General features: G+C 70.6%; 20 protein-coding genes and 1 riboswitch. Of the genes, 4 read left to right on the forward strand and 16 right to left on the reverse strand.

Annotation, left to right across the window (positions count from 1 at the left end; translation table 11 throughout):
- Positions 1-193: 193 nt before the first annotated feature.
- The 8 genes from LDL49_RS36825 to LDL49_RS36860 form a co-directional block, all read right to left on the reverse strand.
- On the reverse strand, positions 194-1,183 hold the full coding sequence (locus LDL49_RS36825; protein WP_225298362.1) for an N-acetylglucosamine kinase: 990 nt from the start codon (positions 1,181-1,183) through the stop codon (positions 194-196).
- On the reverse strand, positions 1,180-2,439 hold the full coding sequence (locus tag LDL49_RS36830; RefSeq protein WP_225298365.1) for a 6-phospho-beta-glucosidase: 1,260 nt from the start codon (positions 2,437-2,439) through the stop codon (positions 1,180-1,182). Before LDL49_RS36830 ends, LDL49_RS36825 begins: the two co-directional genes overlap by 4 nt.
- On the reverse strand, positions 2,436-3,335 hold the full coding sequence (locus LDL49_RS36835) for a carbohydrate ABC transporter permease (protein ID WP_225298703.1): 900 nt from the start codon (positions 3,333-3,335) through the stop codon (positions 2,436-2,438). The genes LDL49_RS36830 and LDL49_RS36835 overlap by 4 nt, the downstream gene beginning before the upstream one ends.
- Positions 3,335-4,318 carry a carbohydrate ABC transporter permease gene (locus LDL49_RS36840; protein ID WP_225298367.1) on the reverse strand — a complete coding sequence of 328 codons (984 nt, stop codon included), beginning with the start codon at positions 4,316-4,318 and terminating at the stop codon, positions 3,335-3,337. The genes LDL49_RS36835 and LDL49_RS36840 overlap by 1 nt, the downstream gene beginning before the upstream one ends.
- Before the next feature lie 6 nt (positions 4,319-4,324).
- The gene (locus LDL49_RS36845) at positions 4,325-5,644 is read right to left on the reverse strand and encodes an ABC transporter substrate-binding protein (RefSeq protein ID WP_225298369.1); all 1,320 of its coding nucleotides are present in this window, start codon (positions 5,642-5,644) and stop codon (positions 4,325-4,327) included.
- 67 nt (positions 5,645-5,711) lie between these two features.
- Positions 5,712-6,869, reverse strand: coding sequence for an ROK family transcriptional regulator (locus LDL49_RS36850; protein WP_225298371.1), 1,158 nt, complete (start codon positions 6,867-6,869; stop codon positions 5,712-5,714).
- Between the two features lie 176 nt (positions 6,870-7,045).
- Positions 7,046-7,675: a LysE family translocator gene (locus tag LDL49_RS36855; protein WP_225298375.1), complete on the reverse strand. Its 630-nt coding sequence runs from the start codon at positions 7,673-7,675 to the stop codon at positions 7,046-7,048.
- An 82-nt stretch (positions 7,676-7,757) separates the two neighbouring features.
- Positions 7,758-8,414 carry a CHAP domain-containing protein gene (locus tag LDL49_RS36860; RefSeq protein WP_225298377.1) on the reverse strand — a complete coding sequence of 219 codons (657 nt, stop codon included), beginning with the start codon at positions 8,412-8,414 and terminating at the stop codon, positions 7,758-7,760.
- Between the two features lie 27 nt (positions 8,415-8,441).
- Positions 8,442-8,583, reverse strand: a riboswitch (cyclic di-AMP (ydaO/yuaA leader).
- Between the two features lie 337 nt (positions 8,584-8,920).
- Between LDL49_RS36860 and LDL49_RS36865 the strand changes: the two genes are divergently transcribed.
- Entirely contained in the window at positions 8,921-9,151 is a 231-nt protein-coding gene (locus tag LDL49_RS36865; protein ID WP_225298379.1) for a hypothetical protein, read from the forward strand.
- A 39-nt stretch (positions 9,152-9,190) separates the two neighbouring features.
- On the opposite strand, the gene LDL49_RS36870 is transcribed toward LDL49_RS36865, so the two are convergent.
- The 3 genes from LDL49_RS36870 to LDL49_RS36880 are packed head-to-tail and all read right to left on the reverse strand — an operon-like array spanning position 9,191 to position 12,436.
- Positions 9,191-10,879, reverse strand: a complete 1,689-nt coding sequence (locus tag LDL49_RS36870) for an outer membrane protein assembly factor BamB family protein (RefSeq protein WP_225298705.1) — start codon at positions 10,877-10,879, stop codon at positions 9,191-9,193.
- Between the two features lie 21 nt (positions 10,880-10,900).
- Positions 10,901-11,713, reverse strand: a complete 813-nt coding sequence (locus LDL49_RS36875) for a hypothetical protein (protein WP_225298381.1) — start codon at positions 11,711-11,713, stop codon at positions 10,901-10,903.
- 54 nt (positions 11,714-11,767) lie between these two features.
- Entirely contained in the window at positions 11,768-12,436 is a 669-nt protein-coding gene (locus LDL49_RS36880; protein ID WP_225298383.1) for a neutral zinc metallopeptidase, read from the reverse strand.
- 560 nt (positions 12,437-12,996) lie between these two features.
- Here LDL49_RS36880 and LDL49_RS36885 point away from each other — a divergent pair.
- Positions 12,997-13,797 (forward strand): NsdA family TPR-like regulatory protein, encoded by an 801-nt coding sequence (locus LDL49_RS36885; RefSeq protein ID WP_225298385.1) that lies wholly within the window; start codon positions 12,997-12,999, stop codon positions 13,795-13,797.
- A 52-nt stretch (positions 13,798-13,849) separates the two neighbouring features.
- Here the strand turns inward: LDL49_RS36885 and sucB are convergent, their stop codons facing one another.
- Genes sucB through LDL49_RS36900 form a run of 3 tightly spaced genes read right to left on the reverse strand, consistent with a single transcriptional unit; the run spans position 13,850 to position 18,282 of the window.
- Positions 13,850-15,328 carry a 2-oxoglutarate dehydrogenase, E2 component, dihydrolipoamide succinyltransferase gene (gene sucB / locus LDL49_RS36890; RefSeq protein WP_225298386.1) on the reverse strand — a complete coding sequence of 493 codons (1,479 nt, stop codon included), beginning with the start codon at positions 15,326-15,328 and terminating at the stop codon, positions 13,850-13,852.
- A 38-nt stretch (positions 15,329-15,366) separates the two neighbouring features.
- On the reverse strand, positions 15,367-16,731 hold the full coding sequence (lpdA, locus tag LDL49_RS36895; RefSeq protein WP_225298388.1) for a dihydrolipoyl dehydrogenase: 1,365 nt from the start codon (positions 16,729-16,731) through the stop codon (positions 15,367-15,369).
- A 51-nt stretch (positions 16,732-16,782) separates the two neighbouring features.
- Positions 16,783-18,282 carry a leucyl aminopeptidase gene (locus LDL49_RS36900; RefSeq protein WP_225298390.1) on the reverse strand — a complete coding sequence of 500 codons (1,500 nt, stop codon included), beginning with the start codon at positions 18,280-18,282 and terminating at the stop codon, positions 16,783-16,785.
- Positions 18,283-18,387: 105 nt separating this feature from the next.
- On the opposite strand from LDL49_RS36900, the gene LDL49_RS36905 reads away from it, so the two are divergent.
- Positions 18,388-18,735 carry a GntR family transcriptional regulator gene (locus LDL49_RS36905; RefSeq protein WP_225298392.1) on the forward strand — a complete coding sequence of 116 codons (348 nt, stop codon included), beginning with the start codon at positions 18,388-18,390 and terminating at the stop codon, positions 18,733-18,735.
- A 263-nt stretch (positions 18,736-18,998) separates the two neighbouring features.
- Here the strand turns inward: LDL49_RS36905 and LDL49_RS36910 are convergent, their stop codons facing one another.
- On the reverse strand, positions 18,999-19,805 hold the full coding sequence (locus tag LDL49_RS36910) for an adenosylcobinamide-GDP ribazoletransferase (RefSeq protein WP_225298394.1): 807 nt from the start codon (positions 19,803-19,805) through the stop codon (positions 18,999-19,001).
- Positions 19,806-20,096: 291 nt separating this feature from the next.
- Here LDL49_RS36910 and LDL49_RS36915 point away from each other — a divergent pair, with 291 nt between their 5' ends.
- Positions 20,097-20,897 (forward strand): ABC transporter ATP-binding protein, encoded by an 801-nt coding sequence (locus LDL49_RS36915; RefSeq protein WP_225298396.1) that lies wholly within the window; start codon positions 20,097-20,099, stop codon positions 20,895-20,897.
- Between the two features lie 143 nt (positions 20,898-21,040).
- Here the strand turns inward: LDL49_RS36915 and LDL49_RS36920 are convergent, their stop codons facing one another.
- A complete protein-coding gene (locus LDL49_RS36920; protein ID WP_225298398.1) occupies positions 21,041-22,126 on the reverse strand; it encodes a bifunctional adenosylcobinamide kinase/adenosylcobinamide-phosphate guanylyltransferase in 1,086 nt (361 codons plus the stop codon).
- Positions 22,127-22,193: the final 67 nt, after the last annotated feature.

Consider the following 22,193-nt stretch of genomic DNA (forward strand, 5'->3'; position numbering starts at 1 on the left):
ACTGGGATCAGCGCGCGTGCCTGCGCGGCGTCGGCCATCGCGCCCTCGATTTCGAGCAGCTCATCCATGTCCATCACGACCAGCCCGTTCGCCGCCCGCAGCAGGTACGGCAGCAGGGTCGTCTTTCCCGCGGCGGGAGCGCCCGCGAGCAGGCACAGAGGCGCGAGCCCACCGGCCGGTCGATCTCAGAGCTCTACCCGCAGGTGGCGCCGGCACGGTAGCTGTCGCGCAGGCGGTGTTCGGCGTCGGCGCTCACGCCGAGCTTGTCCAGGCCCAGCAACGCGGCGCCCACGGCCGGGGGCACATCCACCACACGGGCCGTCGCCTTCGGCGCCACCCGGTGACAACCGGCGTGGACGCGGTCGAGCAGGTACTCATCGCCACCCGCGAGGACGCCGCCCCCCAGCACGATGTCCACGGGAATGTGGAGCAGGTCCAACCGGCGCAGCGCCGCCGACGCGAGCAACACCACCTCCTCGGCCAGCCGGTCGACCACCTTTCTGGCCACGGTGTCGCCGGCCCCCGCGGTCGCCAGCAGCAGCGGATTGAGCTCCTGGAGCCGGGCGCGGCCGACCTCTCCGAAGTGGAGCCGCTCGACGAGGTCGGCCACGGAGGACACGGCGAAGTGATCGGTCACCACCCGTCGCAGCGCGGTGTCAGGGCCGCGGCCGTCTTCGGCCCGTACCGCCCGCCACAACGTCTCGTCGCCAAGGAACGAACCCCCGCCCCAGTCGCCGGACAGTCGGCCGATCGCGGGGAAGCGCAAGGTCCTGCCGTCCGGCGCCACGCCGACGCAGTTGATGCCTGCCCCGCAGACCACGGCGACCCCGTGCCCGGGGGTGCCGGCGCGCAGCAGCGCGAAGATGTCGTTGTCGACGGTGATCTCCTGCGACCAGCCCAGCTCGGCCAGCTCTCGCGTCAGCGCCTGCTGTTCCCGGCTGAAGTCGACTCCGGCGAGGTAGGCCGCGGTGTGCCGGGCGTACGGGGGGCGAGCCGCTGGATCGAACTGCCGGGCCGCCTGCCGGACCAGCGCGTCGAGAGCGGCGGCACTGGCGGCGACCCCTACGCTTTGCGCCGACGCTCCGGGACCGCGCACCCGCGACAGCACCGTGCCGTCGGCGGCGACGAGGAGGACGTCCGTCTTCGAGTTGCCGCCGTCGATCGCCAGCACTCCGTCGATCACGCCGCCGCCCAGGGCAGGAAGTCACGGTTGACGGAGACCAGCCGGTCGGCCAGGGTCGCCGCCTGGTCGATCTGCCCGATGAGCGGGTGCGCCATCAGCGCGTCGAACACCCGGTCACGGCCGCCGTGCAGCGCCGCCTCCAGGGCGAGACTCTCGTACGCGCTGACGTGGGCGACCAGCCCCCTGATGGCCGGCGGCAGCGGGGCCACCGGCAGTGGCGCCGGGCCGGTGCCGGTGATCCGGGCGGGGACCTCGACCACGGCGTCCTCGGGCAGGAACGGCAGGGTGGAGCCGTTGCGGGTGTTCACCACCTGCACGTCTCCCTTGTCGCCCAGGAGGGAGGCCACCAGCCGCACCGCCGCCTCCGAGTAGTAGGCGCCACCCCGTTGCTCCAGCAACGCCGGTTTGGCGACCAGGCTGGGATCGCGGTACATCTGAAGGAGGCGGTGCTCGATCTCGCTCACCGTCTCGGCTCGTGACGGGCCCTGCCGGTCGGCCACGATCGCGTCGTGACGGTAGTAATACTTCAGGTAGTAAGACGGTATGGCGCCGAGCCGGCGCATCACGGCGACCGGGAGCCCGACGTGGTCGGCGAGCTGGTCGGCATGATCGGACAGCAGCCGGGGAAGCACATCCACCCCGTCGACGCGTACGGCACGCACCCAGGTCAGATGGTTGAGCCCGGCGTGTTCCAGCGTGATCGTCTCCGGCGCGACGCCCAGTCGCTCCGCCACCCAGCGCTCGAAGGTGATGGCGACGTTGCAGAGTCCCACCGCACGGTGACCGGCGTTGAGCAGCGCGCGAGTGACGATGCCGACCGGGTTGGTGAAGTCGACGATCCAGGTCTTCTCGCCGGCGATCCGCCGTACCCGCTCGGCGATGTCGAGGACCACCGGCACCGTGCGCAGCGCCTTGGCCAGGCCCCCCGCACCCGTGGTCTCCTGACCGACGCACCCGCATTCCAGCGGCACGCTCTCGTCCGTCACGCGGGCGGCCTGGCCGCCGACGCGTAGTTGGAGCAGTACGGCGGCGGCCCCGTCGGCACCGGACTCGAGATCGGCGGTGAGGCGTACCTTGGCCGGATGGCCCGCGTGATCGAGGAGGCGGCGCGCGAACTCGCCCACGACCTCGAGCCGCTCGGTGTCAGGGTCGACCAGCGCGATCTCCTCGATGTCGAGGGCGGCGTGCCGATCGGCGATCCCGCTGACCAGTTCCGGGGTGTAGGTGGAGCCGCCTCCGACGATGGTGAGTTTCAACCCTTGACTCCTGTGAAAGTGATGCCTCGGACGAAGGATTTCTGAGCGAGTACGAAGAGGAGGATGACCGGCAGCATGACCACGACCGTGGCGGCCATCGTGAGGTTCCACTGCACCTGGTGCGCGCCCCGGAACGAGGCCAGGGCCAGCGACAGGGTCCACTCGTCCGGGTTCTCCCCGGCGTACAGCAGTGGCCCGAAATAGTCGTTCCAGGTGTACATGAAGCAGAACAGGGAGATCGCCGCGATACCGGGCCGGGTCATCGGGAGCAGGACGCGCAGCAGCGTCCGCAGGTCGCCACAGCCGTCAACGCGGGCGGCGTCGAGGTAGGACTGCGGGACCGTGAGGAAGAACTGCCGCAGCAGGAAGATGCTGAACGCGTCGATCAGGAAGTACGGCAGGATCAGCGGCCACAGGGTGCCGGTGAGGTGGAGGCGGGCCCACAGGATGTAGAGCGGGACCGACAGGACCTGCGGCGGGATCATCATGGCGGCGATGATCACCAGGAACACCGCCTGGCGGCCGCGCCAGCGCATCCGGGCCAGGGCATAGGCGGCCGGCACGCTGGACAGCAGCATCCCGGCTACGGCGAGCAGCGAGTACATCATGCTGTTGCCCAGATACCTCAGCAGCGGCGCGGTGCGGAACACCTCCGCGAAGTTCGCCGGATGCCAGGACCGTGGCCACAGATCGGCCGTCAACGCCTGCCCGTCCGACATGAACGCGGTGAGCGCGACGAAGACCAGTGGCAGGACGAACATCAGCCCGAGGGCCAGCGCGATGCTGTGCACCGCGATCCAGCGCATGACGCCGCGCCGGTTCGACCGGCGGTGCGCCGGGCCGGGCCGGGACGTCGAGCCGGAGGCGACGTCGGCAGGGGTGGTCACGGTGGCCATCACGCCACCTCCTCAGCATGGGAAGCACGGCGCAGACGGTGCACGAAGAACACGGTGAACACCGTCGAGACCACGAAAAGGGCGATGGACATGGCTGACGCGTAGCCCATGTTGTAGTAGTGGAACCCCTGCTGGTAGAGCCAGACGGGGAAGGTCAGCGTCGAGTTGTCCGGATAGCCGATGGCCCGCCTGCTGCCGGCGATGTCGGCCGACCCGGAGGCCACCGAGGCCGCGACCACCGCCTGGGTGAAGTACTGCAGCCCGAGGATGATGGAGTTGATCACTCCGAAGACGAGCACGGGCGTGATCGCCGGAAGCGTGACGTGCCAGAAGCGGCGTACCGAGCCCGCGCCGTCCAGGGACGCCGCTTCGTAGAGCTCACCGGGCACGTCGAGCATCCCCGCCATGATGATGATGATCAGCTCGCCCGAGGCCCACAGGGTGAGCAGGGTCAGCGCGGGTTTGGCCCAGGCGGGGTCGCTGAACCACAGCGGCCCGGAGACGCCGAACCAGCTCAGCACCGTGTTCACCGGCCCGGTGCCAGGATTGAACAGGAAGGTGAAGGCCAGGGTGGCCGCTACCGGCGGAGCCAGCGCGGGCAGGTAGATCAGCGTCCGGAACAACCCCGCGCCGTTTCTGACCCGCACCAGCACGGCCGCGACCCCGGTGGCGAAGACCAGGCGCAGCACGGTGATGATGACGACCAGCCACACGGTGTTGAAGGCCGCCTTCCGGGCCAGCGGATCGCCCCAGAGAAGGAAGACGTAGTTGCGCAGCCCGACCCACACCGGGGTGTTGAGCAGGTCGTAGCGGGTGAAGGAGTAGTAGACCAGCGCGAGGAGCGGGTAGGCGACGAACAGCGCCAATCCGGCCAGCGCCGGCGCCATGAAAGCCAGCGGCCGTATCCAGTGTCCCGGCCGCGGCCGGATCCACCTGGTGAAGGTGGATCCGGCCACATGCGTGGTGCGCGGTGCGGCGGTCATCAGCGGTCAGCTGCCGAGTTGCGCGTCGGCGTCGATCTGCGCGCCCGTCTTGGCCAGCCCCGCCTTCAGATCGGGGACGCCACCGCCCTGATAAGAGATGGAGAAGTCCTCGGCGGACTTGAGGTAGGCGCCGCCGTTCGCGCTGGCCGGGTTCGTGGCCAGGTTCGGGTTGGCGAAGATGTCGAGGAAGGTCTTGAAGTGGGCATCCTTCTGCAACGTCGGATCCTGCAGCGCGGGGACCGTGGACGGGACGTTCTTGAGGCCATGGGCCAGTTCCTGCAGAGCACCGGAATCCGTCGACAGATACTTGAGCAGTTCCCAGCCGGCGCCGGCGTTCTTGGCGCCCTTGGGAATCCCGATGATCGTGCCGGTGGTGTAGCCACCCCCATAGAGCTCAGGCTTGTTGTCCGCGACCGGGAACGGAGCCGTGGCGTAGTCCAGCTTGGGCGCCTCGGCCTCGATGAAGGCGGTGCGGAACTCGCCGTCCATCACCATGGCGATCTGCCCCTTTTCAAAGGCATGGTCCGGTGAATACTCCTGGCCGAGACCGGCCGTGAACTTCGCCAGCTTGTCGCGCCCGTAGAAGTCGGTGAACTTCTTCCCCCACTCGAGCATCGCCTGCCACTGGGGGTCGGTGCCGAGAGCCGACTTTCCGTCCTGGCCCGCCCACTGGGCGCCCCAGTTGGCCGCCCACATCTGCACGTGGTTGGCGTAGAAGCCGATCGTGGGCACGAAGCCGGCGACCTTGATGGACCCGTCGGGATTGAGCACCGTCAGCTTCTTGGCGTACTCGAACAGCTCCGACATCGTCTTCGGGGGCGCGCTGATGCCGGCCTTGGCGAACATCGCCTTGTTGTAGTAGAGGCCGTACACGTCGGCGAGCAGCGGCATCGCGCAGCGCGTGCCCTTGAATTCGGTGTACGCGCGGGTGGCGGCGGGGAGCTGGTTCAGGTCCACTTTGTCGCGGGCGATGTAGGCCTTGAGGTCCTGCCAGGCGCCGCCGGAACAGAACTGGCCGATGTTGTCGGTGGAGAAGGAGATGGCGACGTCTGGAGGGTTTCCTCCTCTGATCGCCTGGGCGACCTTGTCGTCGTCCTGGCTGCCCTGGTTCTTGACAGTGATGTTCGGGTGCTTGGCCTGGAAGCCGTCCAGCACCTTCTGGAGCACGCCCAGCTCGCGACCGCTGAACTTGCTCCAGACGCTGAGGGAGACCTTCTCGTCGGCGCTCGGCGCGTTGGCCGTACCCGATGAGCTGGTCTCCGGGCCACACGCACTCGCCAGGAGCGCGAATGCCGCACACGCCGCCGCGACACCGATTCGTCGCATCGAAACCCTCCAAGGGGGTGAACTGCTGACCCGCCGCCATGGTCAGGTCAAGGGGTTGAGGCTGTCGTCAGGAATGGATGGCGAACACCTCTTCGCGCGCCCCGGCCAATGCCAGCCGCAGCGCGCCTGAGCGAACCGGGTTACCGGTCAGCAGGCTTGGTCGAATCGTCGGCCGGGGGAGGACGAGTTCGCCCAGTTCCTCGGTGACCAGGCCGCACAGGACGCTGCCGCCGGCCCTGCCGACGTCGCCGGTGAGGACCACCAGCTCGGGATCGACCACTGACACCACACCCGCCACGGCCAGCGCCACCCGGCGCGCCAGGTCACGGAGAAAGGCCGACCGGGCGACCGGGTCCGTGCCGAGATCCTCCGCGAGCAGCTTCTCCAGATCGTCTCCGGCGAGCCCGTGCGCGCGGGCCAGCTCCATCACCGCCCTGATGCCGAGCACGTCACCGATTCGCCGGCCACCGCTCACGCCGGAGGGCGGGCAGGGCATCCAGTCGATCTCGCCGGCGCCACCGGACGCGCCCCGTAACAAACGCCCGCCCGAGACCACCGCCGCACCGATCCCTCGCCCCATCCAGATCAGCACGAAGTCGTCGACCCCGACGGCTTGGCCGACCGCCATCTCGTCGAGGGCGACCAGGTTGACGTCGTTCTCGACGGCCACCGACGTGTCGAGCGATCCTGACAGCCGGTCCAGGACGTCGAAGCCCTGCCACGGCGGCAGGTGCGGGGCGAAGCCCAGGTGCCCGGTGCGCGCGTCCACCGAGCCGGGCACTCCCACAACGACTCGGCGTAGCTGCCCAGTGGTCAGGCCGACCTCGGCGGTGGCGACGGAGAGCGCACGGCACAGATCCTCGACGTCGAGGTCCGCCTCCTCGCCGGGGCGGTATCGGTGCTCGGCGACGATCTCCCCGCAGATGTCGGACACCGCTATGTCCAGCGCGCGCGGGGTGAGGTCGACCGCCGCCACGTAGGCCAGCGCGCCGTTGACCGCCCAGCGTTGCGCGCGCGGCCCTTTTCCGCCCTCCCGGAGCCCCGCACGCCGTACGTGACCACTTTCCGCCAGCCGAAGCAGGAGGTCGGCTGTCGCCGGTTTCGACAGGCCGATGTGGGCTTCCAGCTCCAATCGGGTCAGCGGCCCTCGATCGAGCAGAGCCAGCAGCGCCGCGCGGTCGTTGATCCGGCGCAGCAGCTGAGGGCTTCCCCCTCGCTGTTCCACGTGGGACTCCCTTACTATCTGGGAACTTCCCAGACTATTGCCGAGGAATGTACCTCACGCACATCGGCCCACGTCAAGAGGCCATAGCAAGAGAATCGAACAGCGAGCGCTGTCGAAAGACGCCGTCGAGCGTCAGTGGATCAGACGTTCAGGGCCGCTGACCGTGGCGCGGTCGGTCAGCGTTCGGCCGCCAGGGTGACGCCCAAACCGATGAACACGCTCCCGGTCGCGGCGTCGATCCGGCGGCGCACCGCCTGACGGCCGTGCAGCCAGCCGCCGATCCGCCCGGCCAGCACGCCGACCGTCGCGTCGGCCAGGAACTCCAGGACGATCAGGATGGCGCCGAGGACGGCGAACTGCAGCCAGACCGGCCCCGCCGCGGGATCGATGAACTGCGGAAGGAAGGCGACCATGAACGTGAACGTCTGCGGATTGGCCATGGAGGAGACCACGCCGTTGAGGAAGGCACGCCGGCCGGACATCCCGCGGCCGGCCGGATCGTCGGCCGGGCTGTTCTTGCGGTTGCGGATCATCTGGACGCCGAGATAGATCAGGTACGCGGCGCCGGCGAACCGTAGCACCGTGAACACGACCGGGAACGTCGTCAGCAGCACGGCGAGCCCGGCGGCGGCCGCGGCGATGTACAACGCGTCACCCGTGATCACGCCGACCGTGGCCAGTAGCCCGGCGCGCGGGCCGCCCCGCAGACCGCATCCCAGCACGAACAGCATGTCGGGCCCGGGGGTGATCAGAGCCACGATGGTGGTCGCGGTGAAAACGGCGAGCAGGTGCGGATCGATCGGCATGCGATGATCTTTCCACCTCTGGTGCCGGCGCACCGCTCCGGGGGACGCGGCTCGGGGGGTGCCAGAGGCGCCCGATCAGCTGTCAGGCGGCGTACTGCGGGTAGCCGTAGCCGACGACCTGGGAGGTGGGACGGACGCGCTGCTCGACCTTACCGTTGCCGGTGTTGCCCTCGATCGTGGAGATCGTGCCGTTGCCGTTGTCCTTGACCACGAAGCCGACGTGGCTGATGGAGCTGAGGTCCTTGCTGCCGCTCCAGGAGTAGAAGACCACGGCGCCGGGCTTGGCCACGGTGCCCCAGCGATGGTTGGCGGCGAACCACTTGGCGTGGGCGACGGTGTAGGCGTCCCAGCCGACCTGGGAGCGGGCGCCGCTCTCCTCGCCGACCCAGGAGACGAACATCGAGCACCAGGCGGCGTTCAGGTAGTCCTGCCTGCTGCCGCCGTCACGCTGGACGGTCTCGGCGGCGCGGGGTGAGTTCACGTACCACTGCTGGAACTTGGTGCCGCCGCCGTTGGCGTCCTCGGTCGTGCCGACCTGGGCCTTGGCCAGGTTCAGGACCTGCTGGGCGGTGACGTTCACCTTGGCCTCGCCGTTCCTGCCGCCCTGCGCGGAGGCGGGGGCGGCCTGAGCCGCGATGGGGGTGTGCCCGGTGGGGGCCGTGGCGGCGTTCGCCGCGGTGTGGGCGCCGAGGGCGGCGGCGGTGAGGGTCGCGCCGAGCGCGATCTTGGCATAGCTCATCTTGGGGGTGCGGATAATGATGATTGCTCCTTGCTTCCATACCGCTTGCCGGGTTAGCTGACGGGCTCGGGCGTGGAAGCTGCCCTACGGCACGTTGACGTGCCGATTAGCCCCGATCGAGACATGGGTCCCCGGTCCCGCGCACAGGCGGGTTCAGCGGTCACAGGTGAGGTCCTGTGATGCGTGTAATGGGTATGACGTCCGTACTCGGACTTTGGCGGCGCGGCCAGAGGGATACTCACGGTCTAGGCCAGGCGCACAGACGGGTACAACGCACCCCTGACCTGGGTAATTCCATCACAATGAAATCGCCACGCCCGGCCCGGCCGGCTCGTCGATCCGTCAAGCGGCGGGGGTGCCTTGTTGAAGTCACGCCCGGGCGCATCTGACAAAGGTTCGCGTACGGTCTACCGGCGCCGACGGCCCACTGCTGCGGCTTGAATTGACGAGCAGGACCGCTCGCTCCCTCACCGGTCGTCGCGCTGAACCGGACCGTGCCGGTGTCGATGGTCCATGGACCGGCGGTCGCACTGGCGCTGGTCGAGGCGCTGGAGCAGGACGGTCGGCTCTCCCGCTACCAGTACCTGCCGGCGATCAAGGCAGTCCTGCTGCGGCGCCTCGGCCGCACGGACGAGGCGGCGGCCGCGTACCGGCAGGCGCTGGAGCTGACCGGCAACGAGGTCGAGCGGGCCTTCCTCGCCGGGCGTCTTACTGATCAGGGGGACGGCCCCACGTAAGGGACAAGCCCGGTCCGCGCAGGTCAGCGCGGCGAGTTGTCACGGAGAGCGCGTTCGAGCGGGATCGGCCGAAGACGCTTGACGAATATCCGCGATCGCTGCCTGGACCAGCGGCGCGAGCCGCCTGACCAGCCGGGGGTCGTCGGCGGTGATGAGCCGTGCCAGCACCGGCCCAGAGCGGATCAGGACGGTGTCCGGCGTAAGGTCCAGCGCGAAGCCGGGGACCTGGTAGAGCCCTTCCGCGAGCCGCTTGACCGGCCATTGGTCCGACCGATACCCGGCGAGCACGCTGTCGAGCACGGCCACCGCCTCCTCCTCCGAGGGGGCCACCCAGTCGATCCGCAGCGTGATCACCGGGTCGTGATCGCCGGGCGGTACGAGGTCGCAGCTGACCGGATGGGGAAAGGCCGTCGCGTCCAGCCGGCGCGTACGCGGATAGGCCCGGTAGCCGAGGCCGGCCAGCGGGCCGGCGGCGAGCGGCAGCGGAGCGCACGCGTCCGGCCAGGCCGCCGCCGGGACCCCGGCCAGTTCCTCCGGGCCGGGCCCCGCCGGGGGCGTCAGCCGGTAGGCGGTGACGCGCCCGCCCGTTTGGGTGTGGTGGTAGGCGAAGACCACGTCCTGGGCCATTCCGAGGAGATCCGTACCCCCATCCCCGGCGGCGATGGGCAGGCTGCGCATGCTGCCGTCGCCGGGGTTCACGAGGGTGACGAAGTACGGCATGGGCCATTGGGGGTCACGGCCGTACCAGTCCGCCGTCCTGGGGAAATTCCGCCGCAACGGCAGCAGGATGCCGCGCTCGGCGCTGCCGGACGCCTGCGACCCGTCCCCGGCCCACAGGGGCGCGCCGGTGGCGGCGTCGACCGCGGCGAGCCGGTTCTCGCCGGCATCGACGGCGATGGCGTTCCCGTCGATGCCGAACGCCTCCCCCTTGAGGTGGAACTCCCGCAGGAGGCGGCCGCCCGGCGCGTAGAGGCGGGAGACGTCGCCCGTGGTGACCAGCGTCCTGCCGTCGTCGGCGGCGATGGCAGAGGAGGCGACGGGGTCATCCGGATGGGCGGTGACGGCGCGCTGCCAGATGACGCGGCCGGTGGCGGCGTCGATCGTGGTGAAGTTCCAGTGGCCGTCCGCGCAGCGGCGCCCGAGCTGTGTCACCGGTCCCGCGTCCACGAAGATGTCGCAGCCGGCCGCCAGCGTGTGACGCCAGCGTTCCCGCCCCGTGAGCGGGTCGAACCCGACGAGCTGCCGCTTGTCGGCGGTCACGGCGGTGACCGTGAGCGGCGTGAGCATGACGCCGGAGCTGATGATGTTGTCGCCCGTCGCTTCCCCTTGGGGGTCGGGTACGGCGGTTCGCCACAGTTCCGCTCCCGTGCGCGGGTCGTATCCGGCGAGAACGCGCCTGGCTGAGCGCTTGTCCTCATGGTGCAGGACGAGGACGCCCTGGACGAAGCCGGCGTCCGCCACCCGGTGCCCGGGCGGCGCGGGGATGGCCGCCCTGACCGCACCTGTACGGGGATCGCGCAGATCGACGCCCGAGGCGCCCGGCATGACGACGGCGGCATCGCTGAAGGCGTACGGTCCGGTCTCGAACGCCTGCACAGGCCGGTCGCTGGGCACGGACCAGGCGGCCACCAGCCGCTGGGGCCGCAGGCCTGGTGTGGGCCCCGGTCTGGCGGTGCCGGGGGCGGCGTCGGCGGCGAGGAGCGCCGCCAGGACGAGTGCGGCGGCCATCACCGTCACCCGGCGCACCGTTCAGCAGCCCTTCGAGCGGGGGAAGATCTCGCACTTGTCCGCCCGGCCGCCCAGCCGCCACGTGGTCCCGCCACCCACGTAGACGCGCGGGTAGCGGCGGTGGTCGCGGGCCGCGCCGGTGACCCGGAAGCCGGCGCCGTCCGGGCGGCGGACGACCTGCTCGTAGCGGCGGCCGTCGGCGACGATCGTCGCGACGAGCTCGAACTCGTAGGCGGCCTTCGCAGCCGTGAAGCTCAGGCGCAGCGTCTCCTGTTCGCCGCGATTCAGCAGGATCTGCTTGGCGGTGAAGTACGGCTTGCGGTCGGTGCCGCGCAGCAGCCTGTCGGTCCCGTCCAGGTTCGCGTGGAGGGCGATGACGTCCCCCTGGCCGGCGGTGACGGGGTGGAAGTAGGTGCCGGTGAGCAGGGGCAGGGTCTTCAGCACACGCGGCCGGATGTCGACGATGCGGGTCTGGCTGCGGCCGCCCTCGGCGACGATGACGATGTCGAGCCGTCCGACGGGGCCGCCGCCGTACTTGGCGACGAGGGCGGGGAACCTGTCCGGCTCGGTCAGCAGTGCCGCCCGGTCCGCCGGGTCGTCGATCGGGTGTTCCACGGCGACGTCGCTCTCGTACGGGCCGTCGATGAGGAGGAAGCGGACGGGATCGGCCGCGATGACCCGGTCCACCAGGTTGCGCCCCTCTCCGGGGAGCCAGGCGATGAGCAGCGCCGCGACGACGGCGCTGGCGACGCCCGCCGCCCAGGTCGTCCGGCTGCGGAGGAACGCGCGCAGCCGGCTCGGTGGCGGGTCCGTCGTCTCGGTGGAGCTGCTCACAGCCGATGGCTCCTTTCGCGCGCGGCGCCGATGCCGGGTGGCGGCCGCGCCGCCCTACCTGGGCAGGCAGGCGCGCACGCCGCCGCCGGCGCCGCGGTTGAAGGCGGACAGGCGTTGCGCCGTGGTCCCGTGGTCGCTCGTGTTCGTCCACGGTGTTCTGTCGCCGAGGCGGTCGTACGCCGTGGCCAGCTCGTCGACGTCACCCTTCTCGAACCGCAGGATGCCGTCCTCGGCCGCCCCGTAGAGCGTCGCTCCCGCCAGGCAGTCGGCCTGCAGCTCGTAGGCGTTCCACACCAGCGAGCGGATGAGCCGCCGCTGGACGGCGTGCCCCCACTCGTGGGCGACGACCTGGTAGACCCAGGAATCCCCATAGCGGTAGCCGCGGCGCATGAAGTCGACGTCCCAGGCGATGTAGTCACCGGCCGGGCAGTAATGCGCGTTGTTGAGATCAACTCGCTTGATCCCACAATACGGAGCTTTTCGCCCCTTGCTGGAATAGCCGCCGAATACCGCCGGCTTCGAATATCTCCCCATGAAGAACTCGTTCCAGTGGGTCGCCCAGAATCGGTCGACCACGGTGACGGCGGTGGCGATGTCCCCGTCCATGCCGTCGCCGCCACGTTGCTGCTGGTTTCGGCCGGCTGCCAAGCCAGGGCCGCCTGACGCCACGAGCGAGGTGGCGGCCAGCACGACGGCAACCAGCCAGGTCAATAATCGCCGCACCGGCGATCCCTCCCCTTGGTGACCTGGTCCCTCCCCACGTTATACCTCGCGTTTCCCGGCCACGAGAAGATCTGTCATGGATTTGACATGATCGTCTGCTTGATTGCCATTTCAGATGTTAGGAATACCGGGTTCGCGGCATTCCGCGGAAATAGCCAGATGCGGCGGGCTTTCCTCTCCGAGCGTCTTACTGATCAGGGAAACGGCCCCACGCAAGGGATCGACGCATCAGCGGGTGAGCGACGGGAAAGCAGGCATCCGGTGAAATCACCACGTGCGTGGTTGCCCTGTCACGCTGGGCGCGCAGCAGGACCTTGCCGTGCCGATACGAGGGGTGACGGGCGTAGCGATCAAGGTGCACTATCCGTATCAAGCGGGTCGCGCCCGGCGAGAGCGTCTCCAGAGCTCCCACCAACAGCTCAGCCGCTCGTTCTTCCTTGCCGGTCACACCGCATGAGCCCTCACCCCGGTGGTCTCGGGCGTGCCACGAGTAGAAACCATCCATGTCCGACTGCATGGATCCATCACAACCCTGCGTAGCCGTATGCGCACAGGAGAGAATGGAGGAGAGAAGCGGAGAGCCCCCACGCATCTACCGGGAATCCACCCACACCGAGGAGACCGGCCGGAAGCTGCTGACTGTCATCGGCGAATACGCGCAGATCGCCGGATGGATCGCCTCCGACGCCGGTCGGCACCAAGAGGCCGCACAGACGTACGGGCTTGGCATGAGCGCGGCCCGTGAGGCGGGCGACACCACGTTGGAGTCCAACCTCGTCGGCTCACTCGCCTACCAGCTGGCGAACATCGGTGACCCGAGCGAAGCCGCGGCGCTGGCCACCGCTGCCGTAGAAGCCGCGGGGCCGCACGCTCCGGCTCGTGCCCGCGCGCTGGCGTGGGATCGGCTGGCTTGGGCGCGCACCCGCGAGGAGGACGCCCAAGCGGCGATCCGGGCCCTGGGGGAGGCCGGTGACGCGTTGGCCGCCGACCGTGGGCAGTACGGTCCCGCCTATTTGTATTGGGTGGACACCAGGGAGCTCCAGATCATGGAGGCGCGTGTCCAGACGGAGTTGCGACGGCCGTTGCGGGCAGTGCCGTTGCTGACTGAGGTGCTCTCCCAGTACGACACCGCTCACACGCGGGAACTCGCGCTCTACCTGTCGTGGCTGGCCGTGGCTCTCACAGACGCGAACGAGCCGGAGGAAGCGGCGAAAACCGCGCGGCGGATGCTGGAGCTGTCGGCAGACGTGGCCAGCGACCGCACGGCCGACCGGGCGCGGGTGGTTCTGGACAGGCTTGAGCCGTATGACAGCGTTCCGGAGGTACGCGAGCTTCTGGCGAGCTACCCGCTTGGAGCGTGACGAGGCGTAGCCAGGGCCGGGGAAGGTGATCCCCGGCCCTGGCGCGCATGAACTACGCGAGTCCCAGCTGGGCCTCGAAACGACCCTCTTCGAGGCGCCGCTTCACGGTGGTCAGGAAGCGGGCCGCGTCAGCGCCGTCCACGAGACGGTGGTCGTACGTCAGCGCCAAGTACACCATCGACCGAACGGCGATGACCTCACCCTCGGCGGTGTCGATCACGACGGGACGCTTCACGACGGCGCCGGTGCCGAGCATGCCGACCTGCGGCTGGTTCAGGATCGGCGTGTCGAACAGGGCGCCGCGGCTGCCCGTGTTGGTCAGCGTGAACGTGCCGCCGGTGATCTCGTCGGGCGTCACCTTGTTGGCGCGGGTGCGCTCGGCCAGGTCGGCGGTCTTGCGGGCGAGGCCGGCCAGGTTGAGGTCGCCGGCGTTCTTGATGACCGCCGCGATCAGGCCGCGCTCGGTGTCGACCGCGATGCCCAGGTGCTCGACGTCGAAGTAGGTGACCTCCATCGTCTCGTTGTTGATCGTGGCGTTGAGCTTCGGGTGCTGCTTGAGCGCCTCGATGGCCGCCATCTCGAAGAACGGCATGAACGACAGCTTGACGCCCTCGCGGCGCAGGAAGTCGGCCTTCGCCTGGTCGCGCAGCCGGGAGATCTTGGTGACGTCGACCTCGACGACCGTGGTGAGCTGCGCCGCGGTCTGCAGCGACTCGACCAGACGCTTGGACATGGTCTGCCGCAGTCGCGACATCTTCTCCGTACGGCCGCGCAGCGTGGTGTCGACCTCGACGGGCTCGGGAGCGGCGGCGACCGCAGCCGGCGCGGCCTGAGCGGGCGCGGCGGCGGGAGCCGGAGCGGCCTGGGCGGCGGCGGGAGCCGGGGCGGCGGCCTGCTCGCGCTGCGACTTGGCGGCCTCCAGGACGTCCTGCTTGCGGATGCGACCGCCCACGCCGGTGCCGGTGATCGCCTCGAGGTCGACACCGTGCTCGTTGGCGAGCTTGCGCACCAGCGGCGTCACGTAGGGGCTGTCGCCCGAGGACGGCAGCGGGGTCGGCTCCGAGGCGGCCGGGGCCTGCTGGGCGGGCGCCGGAGCGGCCGGAGCCTGCTGGGCCGGAGCGGGCGCGGGAGCCGGAGCGGGCGCTGGCGCGGGGGCCTGAGCCTGGGCAGGGGCGGGCTGCGGGATCGAGGAGGCCGGCGCGGGAGCGGGGGCCGGCTCGGGCTCCGGCTGCGGCTCGGGCTGCGCGGCGGGGGCCGGCGCGGCCTCCTGCGTGGCGGCGCCGCCGGCCTGGCCGTTCTCGTCGATGACGGCGAGCTCGGCGCCGACCTCGACGGTCTCGTCCTCAGCGACGACGATCTTGGTGAGGACGCCGGCGGACGGCGACGGGATCTCGGTGTCGACCTTGTCGGTCGACACTTCGAGGAGCGGCTCGTCGGCCTCGACGCGCTCGCCCTCCTTCTTCAGCCAACGGGTCACCGTGCCCTCGGTGACGCTCTCGCCGAGCTGGGGCATCTGTACAGAGACCGGCATCGTTATCTTCTCTCGCGTTCTGATTTCGAGGGCTTGAATTAGTTGTGTACGTGCAACGGCTTGCCGGCCAGGGCCAGCATCGCCTCACCGACGGCCTCGGACTGGGTCGGGTGGGCGTGGATGAGCTGGGCGACCTCCGCGGGCAGCGCCTCCCAGTTGTAGATCAGCTGACCCTCGGTCACGAGCTCGCCGATGCGGCGGCCCACCATGTGGACGCCCACGACGGGTCCGTCCTTCTGGGCGATGACCTTGACGGCACCCGCGGTGCCGAGGATCTGGCTCTTGGGGTTGCCCGCGAGGTCGTAGACCTGTTCGACGATCTCGATGCCTCGCTCGGCGGCCTGCGCGGACGTGATGCCCACGGAGGCGACCTCGGGGTCGGAGTAGGTGATCCGCGGCACGCCCGCGTAGTCGATGGCGGGCGGGTTGAGTCCGGCGATGTGCTCGGCCACCATGATGCCCTCGGCGAACCCGGCGTGGGCCAGCTGGAGGGTCGGGATCAGGTCGCCGATGGCGTAGACGCCGGGGACCGAGGTCTGGCAGTGCTCGTCGACCACGACCGCGCCGCGCTCGACCGTGATGCCCTGCTCCTCGAAGCCCATTCCGGCCGAGACGGCGCCGCGGCCGACCGCGACCAGCAGCAGCTCGGCGTCGATGGTCTTGCCGTTGGCGAGCGTGACGACCACGCCGGTGTCGGTGGTCTTGACGCCCTCGAAGAAGACGCCCAGCTCGTACTTGATGCCGCGGCGGCGGAAGGCGCGCTCCAGCAGCTTGGAGCTCGACTCCTCCTCGGTCGGCAGCAGGTGGGGCAGCGCCTCGACGATCGTGACCTCGGCGCCGAACGAGCGGTAGACGCTGGCCAGCTCGACGCCGATGACGCCGCCGCCCAGCACGATCACCGAGGAGGGCACGCGGTCCATCCTCAGCGTGTGCTCGCTGGTGATGACGCGCTCGCCGTCGATGTCCAGGCCGGGCAGCGACTTGGGCGCGGAGCCGGTGGCCAGGACGATGTTGCGGCCCTCGTAGACCTCGGAGCCCACCTGGATCCGGTGCGGTCCGACCAGGCGGCCCTCGCCTTCGACGATCGTCACGCCGGCGCCCTTGAGCAGGCCCTGCACGCCCTTCCAGGCGCGGGTGACGATCTTGTCCTTGAACGCGTGGACGGCCGGCACGTCGATGCCGTCGAAGCGGGCCTTGACGCCGAACGTCTCGCTCTCGCGGGTCTCGTCGGCGACCTCGGCCGAGTGCAGCAGGGCCTTGGTGGGGATGCATCCCCTGTGCAGGCAGGTGCCGCCGATCTTGTCCTTCTCGATCAGGGCGACCGTCTTGCCCAGCTCAGCCGCCCGTAGCGCGCAGGCGTATCCGCCGCTGCCGCCTCCCAGGACGACGATGTCGTAGGCCACAGTCAGGCTCCTTGTCGGGGTGTTCGTGATGCCGTCATCTTTTCATTTGTTTCAGATGCTCGCGTGCCGCTCGGCCAGTCCGATGAGCGTGCGGGTGATGGCCCCGGTGCCGCCCTTCGGCGTGTAGCCGTGCGGCTCGCCCTTGTTGTACGCGGGTCCGGCCATGTCGATGTGCGCCCAGCGCACTCCGTCGGGCACGAACTCCTTCAGGAAGATGCCCGCGGCCAGCATGCTGCCCCAGCGTTCGGGCTGGAGGTTGGCGATGTCGGCGATCGGGGAGTCGAGGCCCTTGCGCAGCTCCTCCGGCAGTGGCATGCCCCAGGCGCCCTCGCCCGCGGCGCCGGCCACCTCGACGACCAGCTCGCGTACGGCGTCGTCGTTGGCCATGACGCCGGCCGTGCGCCAGCCGAGTGCGACGATCTGCGCGCCGGTGAGGGTGGCCACGTCGACGATCAGGTCGGGGGAGTCCTCGGCGGCGCGGGCGATGCCGTCCATGAGGACCAGGCGGCCTTCGGCGTCGGTGTCGAGCACCTCGACGGTCTTGCCGCTGTAGCTGTGGATGACGTCGGAGGGGCGCTGCGCGGTGCCGCTGGGCAGGTTCTCGGCCAGGCAGAGGTAGCCGACGACGTTGACCTTCGGGGCGAGGCGGGCGATGCCGATCAGGGCGCCCAGGACCGCGCCCGCGCCGCCCATGTCGGATTTCATCCAGTCCATGGAGGCGGACGGCTTGAGCGACAGGCCGCCGGAGTCGAACGTGATGCCCTTGCCCACGTACGCCAGCGTCTTGGTGGCCTCGGGGTGGGTGTAGGAGAGGCGGACCAGGCGCGGCGGGTTGGCCGAGCCCTGGCCGACGCCGATGAGGCCGCCGTAGCCGCCGTCCTTGAGCTGCTTGTCGTCGAGCACCTCGACGCTCAGCCCGGCCTCGCCGCCGCGCTGCTCGGCGATCTCGGCGAACTTGGCCGGCCACAGGTCGGAGGGCGGCGTGTTGACCAGGTCGCGGACGAGCGTGACCGACTCGGCGAGCACGGAGGCGCGGCCGGCGATCCCGTCGGATCCATCCGCTCCATTCGCCGACAGTACGGTGAGGTCGCCCACGGGCTCCTTCACCTCGCCGTTGGTGCGGTAGCGGGAGAACCCGTAGGCGCCCAGCAGCGCGCCCAGCGCCACAGCCTCGGCCTGGTCGGCCGATTCGGCGGGCAGGAGGAGCGCGGCGCGGGCGGTGCCGGCGATGGACCGTACGGCGGCGCCCGCGGCGCGGCGCAGGGCCTCGGCGTCGGCCGTGGCGTCGGCTTTGGCGGAGTCACCGAGGCCGACCGCGACCAGCAGCGGAGCGGCGATGGCGCCGAACACGGGCACCTTGGCGAGCTCTCCGGGCTTGCCGGAGAAGCCGACGGCGGTGAGCGTGGCGGCGAGCTTGCCGCCGAAGGCCGCGTCGAGGGACTCGGCGCCCGTGGCGGGGCGAGGGCCTTCGGGGCCGGACCGGAAACCGACGATCAGCGCGTCGGTGTCGAAAGAGACTGGATCTGCTGAGTTCAGCCGCACAGTGGTCACGTAAACCGATGCTATCCAGGGTTTAGAGGTACTCACAAACAGGGGTTCATCCTACCATTCGCCGACGCGCGCCCGAGGCGACTTGGTGCTAGTTTCATTAGCACCATGTTGCTGGCTCTGGACCTCCACGACGCGCGTCCCCTCCACGAGCAGGTGGCCGGCGCGATCCGCCGGGCCATCGGCGAGGGCTCGTACGCGCCGGGCGACCGGCTGCCACCCGCCCGCGACCTGGCCGAGGCGCTCGGCATCAACCCCAACACGGTGCTGCGCGCCCTGCGTGACCTGCGTGACGAGGGCCTGCTGGAGTTCAGGCGGGGGCGCGGCGTCAGCGTCGCGGGCCGCGCCGACGGGCGGGCGCTGCTCCTGCAGCGGGCCCGCGAGCTGCTGGAAGAGGCCACGAGGCTCGGCTACCGCCGGGAAGACCTCATCACGATGCTGGCGGAGCTGCCATGATCGCGCGATTCGCCGCCGCCGCTTGGGGGCTGAGTGTCGCCGCCGCGCTGGTCGCGGCTCCGCTCGCCCTGCGCGGCCGGCTGCCCGACCCGCTGGCCGCGCACTGGTGATCGGGTCTGGTGCCCGACGGCGCGCGGTCGTTCACTGCCTTCCTGGTCGTGAGCGTGGTGACGTGGGGCGCGGCCCTGCTCAACGCCTTCATCGCGGAGCGGCCCGCCGTACAGGCATGACGCTCTTTCAAGTGGTACGAAGGGCGGCGTCGGTCAGCCGAGCACGGCGCAGACCGTGAGTGTGGTGGCCGTGGCGGTCTCGACGAGCGCCCCCAGCACGTCGCCCGTGACCCCGCCCAGGCGCCGCCTGGCATGGCGGAGCAGGAGCAACGCCGCCACGAGCCCGGCCGCGACGCCGAGGGGAAGGACGTAGACCATCCTTTGTCCCGCCACCAGGCCGAGGCCCGCTGCCCCCGCCAGGGCCAGGGCGGTGGCCACCCAGGCGGCGCCCGGCCGTACCGTGCCCGCGACCAGCGCGCCGAGCCCGTCGGGGCGGGCGGCGGGCACGGCCGACCGGCAGGCCCAGGTGAGCGCCAGGCGGCCGGTGACGCAGGCGGCCACCAGGACGAACGGCCCGAGCCCGGCAAGGGCGGTCGTCAGGCTTGCCGGCCCGAGCCTGGAGAGGGCGGTCGCCGGGGTTGCCGGCCCGAGTCCGGCAAGGGCCGTCACCTGGATGAGCAGCGTCAGCACCAGGGTGATCACGCCGAACGGCCCAATATCCGACTTTTTCATGATGTCGAGCGCCTGAGGGGCGGGCTTCCCGCTGCCCAGCCCGTCCGCGAGATCCGCCAGGCCGTCCAGATGCAGCCCTCGCGTCAGTACGGCCAGGAGCCCGACCGCGAGCGCCGCACCCAGCAACGGCGGCGCCGGGAGCAGCAACGGCAGACAGGCCACGACGCCCAGCACCAGCCCGACGGCCGGGGCCAGCACCATCGCCCGCCCCGCCACCTGGCGATCGACGCGTGTCACCCGGACCGGGAACACGCTCAGCGTCCCGATCGCGAACCGCACCCCGTCCATCACGCTCTCCCTACGGTTGCCGACGCGTCCACCTTCCTACGGTCGCGGACGGGTCCATGGACCGGAGTCAAGAAGACGCACACGCTGTCCCTATGGTGTCGGCGTGTCCACGGACCGGGGCCAAGAAGGCGCACGTCACGGCGCCCAGCCCGGTGAACCGGAGGAGCGTGCCCCTGGACAGACCCCAGCCTCATATGGCGGGTGGGGCTCACCGGGCCGGCCGTAAAAATAGCAATAACACCCACCCATCGGACGCTGAGGGAGTCCGGGGGCGGCCACTAGGGTGGCCGGATGCACGTTGTTGAACTCGAAGGCGTAGGAGTCCGGGTCGCCGGCAAGTCGCTGCTGAGTGCGGTCGACTGGCGAGTGGAGTACGGCGAGCACTGGGCCGTGCTCGGGCCCAACGGTGCCGGCAAGACGACGCTGCTCTCGCTGGCCGCCGCCGTACGACACCCGACGGAGGGCACGGTCAGCATCCTCGGCCACCGGCTCGGGCGAGCCGACGTGCGCTCGCTGCGGCGCCACATCGGCCTGGTGGCCTCCAGCCAGCGGCTGATCGACGAGGAACTCCTGGAGGAGGAAAGCGCCACCGCCCTCACCGTGGTGCTCACCGGCCACACGGGCACGAGCGCCCCGCTCTGGGACAAGTACGGCGACGTCGAGCGGGACCGCGCCCTGCGCCTGCTGGGGGACGTGGGCTGCAAGGACCTGTCCGAGCGCCTGTTCCGGGTGTGCTCCCAGGGTGAGCGGGCCAGGATCAGGGTGGCCAGGTCGCTCATGGCGGACCCGGCGGTGCTGCTGCTCGACGAGCCGTTCGCCGGCCTCGACCTGCCGGCCCGCGAGGACCTCATCGAGGCGGTGGAGGACCTGGCGACGACCAGACCGGTGCTCACCACGGTGACGGTGACGCACCGCCTGGAGGAGGTACCCGCCACGACCACGCACGCCATGCTCATGCGCGACGCGCGCGCCCTGGCGTCCGGGCCGGTCACGGAGGTCCTCACGCCGACGAACCTGTCCGACTGCTTCGGCCGCCCCCTGCACGTCGACCGCATGGAGGGCCGCTGGTACGCCAGAGCGATCCGCCACTAGCCGACCGTACGCCGGAGCGGCCCGCGGGCGTACGCCGGAGCGGTCCGCGGCCGGACGCGGGAGCGGTCCGCCACCAGCCCCAGCCGTGCGCGGGAGCGGTTCCGCCGGGGCGGGCCGCAGGCGGGGGTCGCGTATCCCCGGTGTCACAGGCGCAGAAGGCGGCCGGCGATCACCAGGGCGACATATTCGGACTCGTCGGCGAGGCGCTCGTTGAGCCGCCCCAGCTCGTCCCTGAACGCCCGCCCGCTGGCCGTCGCGGGCACCACGCCCATGCCCACCTCGTCCGACACGGCCACGATCCGCTGGGTCGTACCCCGCCACGCCGCCACCAGCTCATCGCAGCGCGCGGCGACCGGCGCGCGATCGCCGTCCCAGGCGCCACACTCGTCGAACACCGCCGCCAGCCACGTGCCCAGCCCGTCGACCAGCAGCGGCGTCGTCGCCGAGCGGATCGTTCCCGCGAGGTCGGTGGTCTCCACCGTCGCCCAGTGGGCGGGCCTGCGCTCCCGGTGGGCCCGTACCCGCGCCGCCCACTCACCGTCGCCTTCGCCGCGCGAGCCGGTGGCGACATAGGTGACGTACGGGTCGGCGGCCAGTCGTAGCTCGGCCTCCGCCGACTTGCCCGAACGGGAACCGCCCAGCAACAGCGCCCTCTTCGGCTGTGCGGGTGCCGGTGGGGCGGCGAGCGCGGTGTCGAGCGTCGTCCCGTCCGGCACGGCTCGTACGCCCCACAGGGCGAGCCGCCGCGACAACTCCTCCTCGGACCTGACCCGGTGATCCAGCCCCACGGTCACCACCTGGGTGCCAACGCCCACCAGGCCCGCCTGCCGCAGGAGCCCGATCCGCTCGGGCCGATCGAGCGGATCGACCAGCACGATGTCGTACAGTCCAGCCGGTGCCGCCGTCGCCTCCGAGGGCGCTGTCGCTTCCGGGGCCGTGGCGGCTTTCGGGGACGCTGTCGCTTCCGGGGCCGTGGTGGCGTCCAGGGCTGCCGTCGTGGCCGGGGGCACGTACAGCAGGCGAGTGCCGTCGGGGCCCTCCAGGCCGTGACCGTCGGCCAGGATCCGATAACCGGGCGGCACGTCGTCGAACGGGAAGCGCGTGACACCATCGACGACGAGCTCGAATGGTCGTCGGTGGCCGGCGGCGAGCCCGGCACACGAGGCGCACGGGCAACCCGGCTCCGGCCAGCTCGTGCGGCCCGCGGTACCGGCGAGAAGGAGTTTCACTGGCCCGAGCGTACATAGACCTCGGCATCCCGACCCGCAGCGGAGGCGGTGAGGCGACGAGGCGGGG

It is taken from the genome of Nonomuraea aurantiaca, assembly GCF_020215705.1.
Taxonomy (GTDB): domain Bacteria; phylum Actinomycetota; class Actinomycetes; order Streptosporangiales; family Streptosporangiaceae; genus Nonomuraea; species Nonomuraea aurantiaca.